The sequence below is a fragment of the Streptomyces sp. WAC04114 genome (assembly GCF_019733245.1).
GTDB classification, from domain to species: domain Bacteria; phylum Actinomycetota; class Actinomycetes; order Streptomycetales; family Streptomycetaceae; genus Streptomyces; species Streptomyces massasporeus_A.
This window is the reverse complement of the sequence record NZ_JAIGQA010000227.1, coordinates 1-11,768: the sequence shown is the minus strand read 5'-3', so window position 1 is coordinate 11,768 and position 11,768 is coordinate 1. Positions and strand designations below refer to the sequence as shown.

Sequence of the window (11,768 nt, the reverse complement as noted above, 5' to 3'; positions counted from 1 at the left end):
ACGCCCGCCCCCGCCCCCGTCGCCTCCAGGTTCAGCAGCTGCACGGCACTGCGGCTCACCTGCTCCACCAGCGTCCCCGGCAGCCAGCCGCCCGCCACAAGCCGGGCCGCGCCCTCGGGGGCCAGGCGGCGGGCCAGCTCGGCCGGGGCGGGCCGCGCCGCCGGGTCCTTGGCGAGGCACTGTGCGGTGATGCTCCGCAACTCCCCGTCCAGCAGCCCCAGTTCCGGTTCCTCGTGGACGACCTTGTAGAGCAGGGCGGCGGAGGAGTCGCCGGGGAAGGGCGGTTCGCCGGTCGCCGCGTATGCGAGGACCGCGCCGAGCGAGAAGACGTCGGCCGCGCCCGTGACGCCCTTGCCCAGGATCTGCTCGGGCGACATGTAGCCGGGCGAGCCGATGGACACGCCGGTGGAGGTGAGCGAGGCCGTGCCGTCGGTGGCCCGGGCGATCCCGAAGTCGATCAGCAGCGGCCCGTCGAGGGTCAGCAGGACGTTCGACGGTTTCACGTCCCGGTGCACCAGGCCCAGCTCGTGCACCGCCGCCAGCGCCTCGGCGAGTCCCGCGCCCAGGGCCCGTACGGTGTGGGCCGGCAGGGGCCCGCCGTCGGCGACCGCGGCCGACAGGGACGGGCCGGCGGCGTACGCGGTGGCGACCCAGGGCACCCGCGCCCCCGGGTCCGCGTCCAGGACGGGTGCCGTCCAGGCGCCGCCGACCCGGCGCGCGGCCTCGACCTCACGCCGGAAACGTGCCCGGAACTCCTCGTCCAGCGCGAAGTGCGGATGCACGATCTTCACGGCGACCGTGCGGCCACCGGCGCTGCGGCCCAGGTAGACCCGGCCCATGCCGCCGGAGCCGAGCCGGCCGAGCAGCCGGTAGGGCCCCACGACGGTGGGTTCGTCGACGTCGAGCGGCCGCATGGGCGTCACCCCTCCCCCGTGGTCAGGCGGGGACGGCTCCGGTCCCGGTACGCCTGCACCACCCAGCAGAGTAGTGCGGGAGCGCCGTCCGGCTCACGGCTGGAGCAGGTCCACCTTCACGTCGGCGGGGAAGCCCGTCGTCGGGCCGACCCGGCGTGCGAACTCGGCGACCGCCGCCAGCTGCGGCCCGCCGAAGCGGAAGTCGAGGGTCGTGAAGTAGCGGGCGAGGGTCTCCTCGTCGAAGGCCTCCCAGCGGGCGGCCTGTTCGGCGACCTTGCCGACCTCCTCCAGGGAGAGGTTGCGGGAGTCGAGGAAGGCCGCGTGCACCCGGCGCGTGATGACCGGCTCGCGCTCCAGGTAGTCGCGGCGGGCCGCCCAGACCGCGAAGACGAACGGCCGGCCCGTCCACTCCTTCCACAGCGCGCCCAGGTCGTGCACCTGCAGGCCGAAGCGCGGCCCGTCGAGCATGTTGGCGCGCAGCGCGGCGTCGCCGATGAGGACGGCGGCGTCGGCCTCCTGCATCATCAGGCTCAGGTCGGGCGGGCAGGTGTAGTAGTCCGGCTGGACGCCGTAGCGCTCGGCGAGGAGCAGCTGGGCGAGGCGCACGGAGGTGCGGGACGTCGACCCGAGGGCGACGCGGGCGCCGTCCAGCCGGTCCAGGGGAACCTGGGAGACGATCACGCAGGACATGACCGGGCCGTCGCAGCCGACGGCGATGTCGGGGAAGGCGACCAGGTCGTCGGCGTGCCGGAGGAACTCGACGAGGGTGATCGGACCGATGTCGAGTTCGCCCTGCACCAGCTTCTCGCTGAGCTTCTCCGGGGTGTCCTTGGAGAGCTCGAAGTCGAGGAGCGTGCCCGTTCTCGCGAGCCCCCAGTACAGGGGCAGGCAGTTCAGGAACTGGATGTGGCCGACGCGCGGCCGGGTGCGAGGATTGTCCACATCGTGAGGCTAGCCCTCACGGCGTACGGACCGGCGCGCGACCCCGCCGTCGGGGTGTGGGGCCGTTGCGGGCGCCCCCTCCGCCAGTCGGCCGGACGATGTTCAAACATTCGGGTGACGTGATCTTGACCCCTATTGCATTCCGTGGCCTGCGTGCTAGGCTCGTCGCAAGTTGCAGTTTGGTTTCCCTTGCAGTACAGAGCCTGCGGAGCATGTGACCGCGGGCTCTCGTCATTCTCAGACATATGCACTTGTGCGGAATTCATCTTCACACTTGCTGGTTCTGGAGCAGGGCAACCCTTTTGGGCCCAAGGAGGGCTTATGGCTACCGGAACCGTTAAGTGGTTCAACGCCGAAAAGGGCTTTGGTTTCATCGCCCAGGAGGGCGGCGGCCCCGACGTCTTCGTCCACTACTCCGCGATCAATGCGACCGGATTCCGGTCCCTCGAGGAGAACCAGCAGGTGTCTTTCGACGTCACGCAGGGTCCGAAGGGCCCGCAGGCTGAGAACGTCACGCCGGTCTGATTTGTAGTACCCAAGGAGCCCCGCGCCGCCAGGCGACGGGGCTCCTGCCCTTTCCGGGCGCTTCTGTCCGGTGAATTCCTGGCGAATTCCGGCCGTAGGACGATCAGCGGATGCGGGAAGAGCAGGAGAACACTGGGGAGACCGGCGGCCCGCCCGCCGCCAAGCCCCTGGCCACGGGCCTGTCGCTCGGCACGGCCATAGGGACAACCCCGATGGCGGGGAAAACCCGGGCGGCCGAGGGAACCCTGGTGGGGGAAAGCATGGCCGGAACCAAGCGGGCGGCCGGTCCGACGAGGGCCGCGGAGACAGCGGCTCGCGCTAGGGTCTGCGGCCATGACCGAAGCCGCCGGCCACGCGAATGACGCCCCTGCCCACGTGACCGGCGCCCCGGACCACGTGACCGACCTCCCCGACCACGTGACCGGCGCCCCCGACCACGTGACCGGCGCCCCCGACCACGCGCCCGACACCCCCGACTTCGTGACCGAGACCCGCCTGTTCTACGACACCGTCGCCGAAGAGTACGCCGTCCAGTTCGGTGACCTGCGGCCGGGCACGCCACTGGACCGGGGCGTGCTGCACGGCTTCGCGGGGCTCGTGGGCGTGGGCGGCGAGGTCGCCGACCTGGGGTGCGGGCCCGGGCGGGTCACGGCGTACCTGGCGTCCCAGGGGCTGTCGGTGTTCGGGCTGGACCTGTCGGAGTCGATGCTGGCGATCGCCCGCCGCGAGAACCCGGGCCTGCGGTTCGAGCAGGGCTCGATGCTGGAGCTGGACCTGCCGGACGGCTCGCTCGACGGTGTCGTGGCCTGGTACTCGATCATCCACACGCCCGAGGAGCACCTGCCCGCCCTCTTCGCCGGTTTCCACCGCGTCCTGCGCCCCGGCGGCCATCTGCTGCTCGGCTTCCAGTGCGGGGTCGAGCCCCGCCGCTACGAGGAGGCCTTCGGCCACCAGGTGTCCGTGACCTTCCGCCGGGGCCGGCCGGAGCGCGTCGGCGCCCTGCTGAGCGGCGCCGGCTTCACCGTCCGCGCCACGACCGTACGAGAGCCCGACGAGACGCGGGGCGAGCCCGTCGCCCAGGCGAGCCTCGTGGCGCGCAAGCCAGCGGACTGAACCGCCCGGGGCACCGCCGCGACCCCACGCGCGACACCCCGGGTGGCCCCGTGTCCGGCCGCGGATGCCCCCAGACGCACCGCGGCCGGCGCACGCCGGCCAGCCGTCGGACGCCCCCGGCCCCTACAGCACCCCCGCGATGTCCCGCGCCGCGATGTACCCGAACGTCATCGCCGGGCCGATCGTCGAGCCCGCGCCCGCGTAGCTGTGGCCCATGACGGCCGCGCTGGCGTTCCCCGCCGCGTACAGGCCCGGGATCACCGAGCCGTCCTCGCGCAGCACCCGGGCCCGGGCGTCCGTGCGGAGGCCGCCCTTGGTGCCGAGGTCGCCGGGGACGATGCGGAAGGCGTGGAACGGGGGCAGCCAGAGGGGGGCCAGACAGGAGTTGGGGAGGACCACGGGGTCCGTGTAGTAGTGGTCGTAGGCGCTGTCGCCCCGGTGGAAGTCGGGGTCCTCGCCCCGGCGCGCCTGGGCGTTGAAGCGGTTGACGCTGGTGCGCAGGGCCGCCGGGGGAACGTCGATCGAGGCCGCCAGGGCGTCCAGGGTCCACTCCTTGTGCGCGGCCCCGGAGTCGTACCAGGCGTCGGGGAAGGGCAGGGTCGGCAGGACGTCCTTGAAGAGGTACCGGTTGCGGTAGTTCTGGTCGACGATCAGCCAGCACGGGATGGCCGGGTCGGTGTCGTTCACGTCGTACATGGTGTGCACGACGTCGCTGTAGGGCGCGGCCTCGTTGACGAAGCGGCGGCCCGCGCCGTTCACCAGCAGCCCGCCGGGCAGGGTGCGTTCGGCCAGGCAGAAGTAGGGGCTGCCGGGGATCGGGATCGCCGGGCCCCACCAGGCGTCCTCCATCAGGTCGAGCGCCGCGCCCAGCCTCTCCCCCGCCCGGATGCCGTCGCCGGTGTTCTCCTTGGCCCCGACGGTCCAGTCCGTGCCGATGGGTTGGCGCTGGAAGCGTTCCCGCATCGCGGCGTTGTGCTCGAAGCCGCCCGAGCCGACGATCACGCCGCGGCGGGCGCGGACCAGGCCGGGTGCGCCGTCGCGGGTGACGACGGCTCCGGTCACCGTGCCCTTCTCGACGTGCAGGTCGGTCAGGGGCGTGTTCAGCCAGACCGGGACCCCGGCCGATCGCAGGCCCGCGCGCAGGCCCGCCGCCAGCGCCTGGCCCATCGTCAGGGGCATCTGACCGAGCGTCGCCGCCTTCACGCCTCGGGCCAGGCACTGGGCGGCGACGGCCGCGCCCCGGGCGTTCACGGCGGCCAGGGCGACCCATTTGTAGTCGGCGCTGAAGACGACCATGCCGGCGGGGACGTCCATGTAGGGCGGGTTCAGGTGGGCCAGTTCGGCGCCCAGGAGGTTGCCGTCGAACTGGTCCGGCTCGATGGAACGGCCGTTCGGCAGGCCGCCGGGGAGCTCGGGGTAGTAGTCGCTGTAGCCCTCCATCCAGCGGAACCGGAGGGGACTGTTCGCCATGACGAAGGAGATCGTCGCCGGGCCGTGGGCGAGGAAGGCGCGCTGCCGGTCGGCGGGGACGTCCGGGCCGACGACCGCGGCGAGGTAGGCGGCGGCCTTCGCGGGGGTGTCCGGGACGCCGGCCGCGAGGATCACGGAGTTGTTGGGGATCCAGATCCCGGCGCCGGAGCGGGCGGCCGAGCCGCCGAAGGTCGCTGCCTTCTCCACGACGACGCAGCTCAGGCCCTGCCGCGCGGCCGTCAGCGCGGCGGTCATGCCGGCGGCCCCGGAGCCGATGACGACGACGTCGTACGTGCCGAGCGGAGGTAAGTCGGCCGCCCGGGCGGCCTGTTGGACGCCCGTGGCGACGGCGAGACCGGCACCGGCGGCACCGGCCAGCAGTCGTCTTCGGGTCGGGGCCCCGGCAGTTGCCGCGGTGTCCGTGCGTGTGGTCATGGCCGCTCCAGCCCGACGAGAACGCGAAAGGGGTGGGGAATGTCGCGCGGGGGTCTTGCGAAGTCAAGACCCCCGCGGCACCCACCCCGCGTCCACCACCCGAACCCTACGGCGGGGCAACGCCCTTCTATCGACCACACGCGTCCGCCACCCGAGCCGACGACCGCGCGCGGGACGCTACTCGAGCGCGACGACCGCGCGCGGGACGCTACTCGAGTCCGATGGCCGCGCAGTCCGCCTTGTACTCGGACGTGCAGATGTCCTTCACGGTGTACACGCCGTCCGTGATCACCGTGTCCTTGATGTTGTCCTGGGTGAGGGCGACCACGGGCACCAGCATCGCCGGGATGCTCTTCTTCGTGGGGCTGTCGACCGTCTCCCGGGTCAGTGCCGCGAACTCGATCCCGCGGCCCTGCACCTTGGCCACCGCGATCTTCGCGGCGTTGGTCGCCTCCAGCAGGAAGGACTTGTACACGGTCATGTACTGCTCGCCGGAGACGACCCGCTGCACCGCGTCGAGGTTGGCGTCCTGCCCGGTCACCGGTGGCATCTTCGTGGCCCCGGCCTCCTGCAGCGCCTCGATGGCGGCGCCGGCCATGCCGTCGTTGGCCGAGTAGACGGCGGCGATGTCGTTCAGCCCGACGGACTGGATCGCCTTCTTCATGTTGGCCTTGGCGGTCGCGGGCTTCCAGTCCTTGGTGTCGTACTCCTTGACGATGTTCACCTGCCCCCGCAGCTCGCTCAGCGCGCCGTCCTTGAAGCGGGCGGTGTTGGGGTCACCGGGGTCGCCGTTCATCATGACGACCTTGCTCTTCTCGGCCTTGTCGCCGAGTTCCCCGATGATGGCGCGGCCCTGGACCTGGCCGACGAGTTCGTTGTCGTGGGAGACGTAGGCGTCGATGGGGCCCTCGGCGAGCCGGTCGTAGGCGATGACCGGGATGCCGGCGTCCTTGGCCTTCTGGACGTCCGTGGCGATGGCCTTGGAGTCGAGGGCGTCGACGAGGATGACGTCCACCTTGTCGGCGATCATCTTCTGGAACTGCTCGCTCTGTCTGGTCACGCTGGACTCGGCGTTGGCGTAGCGGACCGTGCCCTTGTTCTCCGTGAGGGACGCGACCTCCTGCTTGATCAGCGGGTAGTCGAACTTCTCGAAGCGTGCCGTTTCCCGGTCGGGCAGCAGCAGGCCCACCGTGATGTCGTTGCCCTTCTTCGCGGCGGAGTCGTCACTCCCGCCGTCGCCACAGGCGGCGAGGGTCACGGCCGATACGGAGACCGCCAGGGCCACGGAGATGCGCCGGACGGCGGCCTGGCGGGGGTTGCGCGGTATCACTGGTGGTGCCTTCCGGTGGGGGAGCATCGTGACGAGGTGGTCGAAAGCCAACGGGCAGACGCCGTGCGTCGTCAAGAATTACGTGTGAAGACATCGCAAAGGTGACTCACCGGGTGTACAGACCCTCCACTTCCGTGGCGAACGCGCGCAGCACGGCCTCCCGGCGGAGCTTCATCGACGGGGTCAGATGGCCGGCCTCCTCCGTGAAGTCCTCGGGCAGGATGGCGAAGCGGCGGATGGACTCCGGGCGGGAGACCATCTTGTTGGCCTCGTCGACGGCGCGTTGCAGGACGGCGCGCAGTTCCTCGTCGTCCACGAGGAGCGTGGGCGGTACGGGGTGTTTGCCGTTCATCTGGCGCCAGTGGGTGACCCCGTCCAGGTCGAGGGTGATCAGTGCCGAGACGAAGGGGCGGCCGTCGCCCAGGACGAGGCACTGGGAGATCAGCGGGTGCGAGCGCAGCCAGTTCTCCAGCGGGGCCGGGGCGACGGACTTGCCGCCCGCGGTGATGAGCAGTTCCTTCTTGCGGCCGGTGATCGTCAGGTAGCCCTCGTCGTCGAGTTCGCCGAGGTCGCCGGTGGCGAGCCAGCCGTCGGGGGCGGCGGGGACGACGCCCCCGGCCTGCGGGTCCCAGTAGCCGCGCAGCACGTGGTCGCCGCCGACCAGGATCTCGCCGTCGGCGGCGATGCGGACGCGGGTGCCGGGCAGTGGCCAGCCGACGGTGCCCAGGCGGGGTTTGAGGGGCGGGGTGACGGTGCTCGCGCCGGTGGTCTCCGTCAGGCCGTAGCCCTCGAAGATCTCGATGCCGGCACCGGCGTAGAACGCGGCGAGGCGGCGGCCGAGCGGGGAGCCGCCGCAGATGGCGTAGCGGACGCGGCCGCCCATGGCGTTGCGGATGCGACGGTAGACCAGGGGGTCGTAGAAGGCGCGGGCGGTCCTCAGGGCGCGGGAGGGGCCGGGGCCGGTGCCGTGCTGCTGGGCCTCCAGGGCCTCACCGTAGCGCTGCGCGACCGAAACCGCGCGGTCGAACGAGGAGGCCCGGCCGCCCGACTCGGCTTTGGCGCGGGCGGAGTTGAAGACCTTCTCCAGCATGTACGGGATGGTCAGCAGGCAGGTCGGCCGGAAGGCGGCGAGGTCGGGCAGCAGGTCCTCCGCCTTGATGCTGGGCGCGTGGCCCAGCCGGACGCGGGCCCGGACGCAGGCGATCGCGACCATGCGGCCGAAGACGTGGGACATCGGCAGGAACAGCAGGACGGAGGCCTCTTCGCTGGTCCTGGCCCGGAAGACGGGGTAGAGCAGCTCGATGGCGTTGTCGACCTCGGCGAAGAAGTTGCCGTGGGTGAGGGCGCAGCCCTTGGGCCGGCCCGTGGTGCCCGAGGTGTAGACGAGGGTGGCGAGGGTGTCGGGGCCGAGCATGCCGCGCCGCACCTCGACCTCCTGGTCGGGCAGGTGCGCCCCGGCCTCCGCGAGCCGGTCCACATGGCCCTTCTCCACGATCCACAGGTGCTTGAGGTCGGGCAGCCGCTCGCGTTCCGGGCCGAGGGCGGCGGCCTGTGCGGCGGTCTCGGTGACCAGGGCGACCGCGCCGGAGTCCTGGAGGATCCAGCGGGCCTGGAAGACGGACGAGGTGGGGTAGACGGGCACGGTGACCAGTCCGGCCGCCCAGGCGGCGAAGTCCAGGACGGTCCACTCGTAGATGGTGCGGGCCATCACGGCGACGCGGTCGCCCGGCATCAGGCCCTCGGCGATCAGGCCCTTGGCCACGGCCCGCACCTGGTCGGCGAACTGCGCCGCCGTGACGTCGCTCCAGCGGCCGTCGGCGTCCTTGCGGCTGAGGGCCGCGGCAGCCGGGTCCGCGCTCGCGTTGTCGAACGGCAGGTCGGCGAGCGATCCGTGGGCCCACGGCGGGGCCAGCGGCGGTACGGAGGCCTCCCGTACCGCCCCGTCCAGCCGCCGCACCTCGGGCTCGACGAGCACCGGCCCTCCGTAGGCGTCGCCGTAGGCGGAGGAGGGATACGCAGTGGACACGGGCGGCTCCTGGGGCGTGCAGCGAAAGAACTGCTTGCTGCATGACGTACGTGCCTCGCACGCCGAGGCGCTCAACCGACCCAATCCCCCCGGAGAGGCACCTAAGGGGTTACTGCCGGTAGGAACGGGATGGTACGGCTCTCGCGTGGCGGGTTTGTGCGGGTTCGGGGATGGTCCGGAGCCAGGCCTGTGCAAGCTCGGGGGTTAGGTGAGGGTCCTTCAGGTTTCGCACGTCCGTCGCCCTCAGGCGCGCTCCAGGATCGCCGTCACCCCCTGTCCGCCCGCCGCGCAGACGGAGATCAGGCCACGGGCGGGAGTGTCCCGTTCGGTGAGGAGCTTGGCCAGGGTGGCGACGATCCGGGCGCCGGTGGCGGCGAAGGGGTGGCCGGTGGCGAGGGAGGAGCCGGCGACGTTCAGCCGGGCGCGGTCCACGGTGCCCAGGCCCTGCTTCTCCCAGGCGGCGAGCGTCGCCAGCACCTGGGAGGCGAACGCCTCGTGGATCTCGACGAGGTCGAAGTCGTCCAGGCCCAGGCCGACCCGCTCCAGCATGCGCGGGACGGCGTACGCGGGCGCCATGAGCAGTCCGTCCTCGCCGCCGGCCACGTCGCCGCCCACGAAGTCGACGGCCGCCGTCTCGTACGCGGTGAGGTACGCCAGCGGCTCCAGGCCGCGCTCGCGGGCCCACTCCTCGCTCGCCAGCAGTACGGTCGCCGCGCCGTCGGTCAGCGGGGTGGAGTTCCCGGCCGTCATGGTCGGGCCGGGGTGGCCGAGCCCGAACACCGGTTTCAGGGTGGCGAGTTTCTCCACAGTCGAGCCGGGGCGCAGGTTCTGGTCGCGGGCCAGGCCGCGGAAGGGGACCACCAGGTCCTGGAACAGGCCGCGTTCGTACGCCGCCGCGAGCCGCTGGTGACTGGTGGCGGCGAGTTCGTCCTGCGCCTCGCGGGGGATGCCCCAGGCGCGGGCGGTGACGGCGGCGTGTTCGCCCATGGACAGGCCGGTGCGCGGCTCGGCGTTGCGCGGGATGTCGGGGACGAGGTGGCCCGGGCGCATCTTCGCGAGGGCCATGAGGCGGGCGCCCGCCGACTTCGCCCGGCGGGCCTCGAGGAGGATGCGGCGCAGGGAGTCGTTGACGCCGAGGGGCGCGTCGCTGGCGGTGTCGGCGCCGCCCGCGACGGCCGATTCGGTCTGGCCGAGGGCGATCTTGTTGGCGGCGGCGATGACGGCCTGGAGGCCGGTGCCGCAGGCCTGCTGGATGTCGTAGGCGGGGGTGCGCGGGTGGAGTTCGGAGCCGAGGACGGTCTCGCGGGCGAGGTTGAAGTCGCGGCTGTGCTTGAGCACGGCCCCGGCGACGAACTCGCCGACCGCGCCCGGCTCCTGGAGCCCGTACCGCTCGACGAGGCCGTCGAGGGCGGCGGTGAGCATCTGCTGGTTGGAGGCGGTGGCGTAGGGGCCGTCGGAGCGGGCGAAGGGGATGCGCGCTCCGCCGACGATCGCCACGCGCCGCACCGACGGGGACAACTGCTGGGGACTCATCTCGACCAGCTCATCTCGACCTGCTCCTCGCCCGTGACGTAGCCTTACCTCCGGTAACCTTACTCCAGAGTAAGCAGGAGTGGGGCTTCGGTGAACCGTCCTCGGAAACTGGGAGTCGTCCATGGCCGACCGCTATCTGCGCTTGACCGGCACCGCGCCCGGCCGCTTCCTCACGCGCCGGCTGGGGTTGCCGCAGCCCTCGGCGCTGACCCGCTGGTCCGCCGATCGGCCCGCCCTGGACGGCGGCCTGCTGCACCTCACGGCAGGCCGGTCCGCCCTCGACCTGGCTCCGGTCCTGGCCCGCACGGGGATGGGCCCGGCCGGCCCCGACCGCACGGCCGCCGTCGTCATGGACGCGACCGGGGTGCGGGACGTCGAGGCCCTGGCCGAGGTGCACGCCGCCCTGCATCCGGTCGTACGGTCGGTCGCCGCGAGCGGGCGCATCGTGGTGCTCGGCGCGCCGCTCGACCCCGCCGACCACCTCCAGGCCGCGGCCCAGCAGGCCCTGGAGGGCTTCACGCGCTCCCTCGGCAAGGAGATCGGCCGGGGCAGGACGGTGAACCTGGTCCGGCTCACGGACGCCACCGCCGCGGAGTCGACCCTGCGCTTCCTGCTGTCGCCCAAGTCGGCCTACGTCAGCGGGCAGGTGATCGAGGTCGGAGCCGACCGTGAGCCGACCGCCGCCGACCGGGAGCCGGCCCCCGCCGACCCGGACCGCCCCCTGTCCGGCCGCACCGCCCTCGTCACCGGCGCCGCCCGGGGCATCGGTGAGGCGGTCGCCGAGACCCTCGCGCGCGACGGCGCCCGGGTCGTCGTGCTCGACGTGCCGCAGGCCGAGCAGGACGCCCGGCGGGTCGCCGAGCGGCTCGGGGGCACCGCCCTGCTGCTCGACATGACGTCCGCGGACGCGGGCGCCCGGATCGCCGAGGCGCTGCCCGACGGCCTGGACGTGCTGATCCACAACGCGGGCATCACCCGCGACCGGCGTCTGGTGAACATGCCCGCCGAGCGCTGGATCTCCGTGCTGGAGGTGAATCTGGCGAGCGTGCTGCGCACCACGGACGCCCTGCTGAAGGACGGCACGCTGAAGCGCGGCGGCCGGATCGTCGCCACCGCCTCGATCGCGGGGATCGCCGGCAACGCAGGCCAGACCAACTACGGGGCGAGCAAGGCGGGCGTCGTCGGCCTGGTCCGCTCCCTCGCGCCGCGCGCGCTCGACGAGCACGGCGTGACGGTCAACGCGGTCGCGCCCGGCTTCATCGAGACGAAGATGACGGCCGCCGTCCCGCTGTTCATCCGGGAGGCGGGCCGCCGGATGAACTCCCTCGCACAGGGCGGGCTCCCGGCCGACGTCGCCGAGACCACGGCCTGGCTGGCGCACCCGGCCTCGGGCGCGGTCAACGGCCAGGTCGTCCGCGTCTGCGGCCAGAGCCTGCTGGGGGCGTGATGGCCGACCCCGCCCCCGCTCTCGTCCTCACGG

Annotated in this window: 9 protein-coding genes; 3 read left to right on the top strand and 6 right to left on the bottom strand. The window is 72.6% G+C overall.

Annotated features, from left to right (window positions below):
• Both K4G64_RS35395 and K4G64_RS35390 read right to left on the bottom strand, forming a co-directional pair.
• Nucleotides 1-914 (bottom strand): serine/threonine-protein kinase (locus tag K4G64_RS35395; protein ID WP_221759991.1); only part of this gene is annotated, 914 nt, incomplete at its 3' end.
• Between the two features lie 93 nt (nt 915-1,007).
• Entirely contained in the window at nt 1,008-1,856 is an 849-nt protein-coding gene (locus tag K4G64_RS35390) for a menaquinone biosynthetic enzyme MqnA/MqnD family protein (RefSeq protein WP_221759990.1), read from the bottom strand.
• A gap of 321 nt (nt 1,857-2,177) precedes the next feature.
• Here K4G64_RS35390 and K4G64_RS35385 point away from each other — a divergent pair, with 321 nt between their 5' ends.
• Both K4G64_RS35385 and K4G64_RS35380 read left to right on the top strand, forming a co-directional pair.
• The gene (locus tag K4G64_RS35385) at nt 2,178-2,381 is read left to right on the top strand and encodes a cold-shock protein (RefSeq protein ID WP_004984723.1); all 204 of its coding nucleotides are present in this window, start codon (nt 2,178-2,180) and stop codon (nt 2,379-2,381) included.
• A 333-nt stretch (nt 2,382-2,714) separates the two neighbouring features.
• The gene (locus tag K4G64_RS35380) at nt 2,715-3,494 is read left to right on the top strand and encodes a class I SAM-dependent methyltransferase (RefSeq protein WP_221759989.1); all 780 of its coding nucleotides are present in this window, start codon (nt 2,715-2,717) and stop codon (nt 3,492-3,494) included.
• 123 nt (nt 3,495-3,617) lie between these two features.
• On the opposite strand, the gene kstD is transcribed toward K4G64_RS35380, so the two are convergent.
• The 4 genes from kstD to K4G64_RS35360 form a co-directional block, all read right to left on the bottom strand.
• A complete protein-coding gene (gene kstD, locus K4G64_RS35375) occupies nt 3,618-5,399 on the bottom strand; it encodes a 3-oxosteroid 1-dehydrogenase (protein ID WP_221759988.1) in 1,782 nt (593 codons plus the stop codon).
• A gap of 208 nt (nt 5,400-5,607) precedes the next feature.
• Nucleotides 5,608-6,729, bottom strand: coding sequence for a substrate-binding domain-containing protein (locus K4G64_RS35370; RefSeq protein WP_308122576.1), 1,122 nt, complete (start codon nt 6,727-6,729; stop codon nt 5,608-5,610).
• 106 nt (nt 6,730-6,835) lie between these two features.
• Nucleotides 6,836-8,755, bottom strand: coding sequence for a long-chain fatty acid--CoA ligase (locus K4G64_RS35365; protein WP_221759987.1), 1,920 nt, complete (start codon nt 8,753-8,755; stop codon nt 6,836-6,838).
• A 243-nt stretch (nt 8,756-8,998) separates the two neighbouring features.
• Entirely contained in the window at nt 8,999-10,288 is a 1,290-nt protein-coding gene (locus tag K4G64_RS35360) for an acetyl-CoA C-acetyltransferase (RefSeq protein ID WP_221759986.1), read from the bottom strand.
• Between the two features lie 121 nt (nt 10,289-10,409).
• On the opposite strand from K4G64_RS35360, the gene K4G64_RS35355 reads away from it, so the two are divergent.
• Entirely contained in the window at nt 10,410-11,735 is a 1,326-nt protein-coding gene (locus K4G64_RS35355) for a 3-oxoacyl-ACP reductase (RefSeq protein WP_221759985.1), read from the top strand.
• Nucleotides 11,736-11,768: the final 33 nt, after the last annotated feature.

Bases quoted from the DNA above. Each gene is read 5' to 3' on its own strand.
- K4G64_RS35380 (WP_221759989.1), top strand. From the start codon at position 2,715: ATGACCGAAGCCGCCGGCCACGCGAATGACGCCCCTGCCCACGTGACC.
- K4G64_RS35360 (WP_221759986.1), bottom strand. From the start codon at position 10,288: ATGAGTCCCCAGCAGTTGTCCCCGTCGGTGCGGCGCGTGGCGATCGTC.
- K4G64_RS35385 (WP_004984723.1), top strand. From the start codon at position 2,178: ATGGCTACCGGAACCGTTAAGTGGTTCAACGCCGAAAAGGGCTTTGGT.
- K4G64_RS35355 (WP_221759985.1), top strand. From the start codon at position 10,410: ATGGCCGACCGCTATCTGCGCTTGACCGGCACCGCGCCCGGCCGCTTC.
- kstD (WP_221759988.1), bottom strand. From the start codon at position 5,399: ATGACCACACGCACGGACACCGCGGCAACTGCCGGGGCCCCGACCCGA.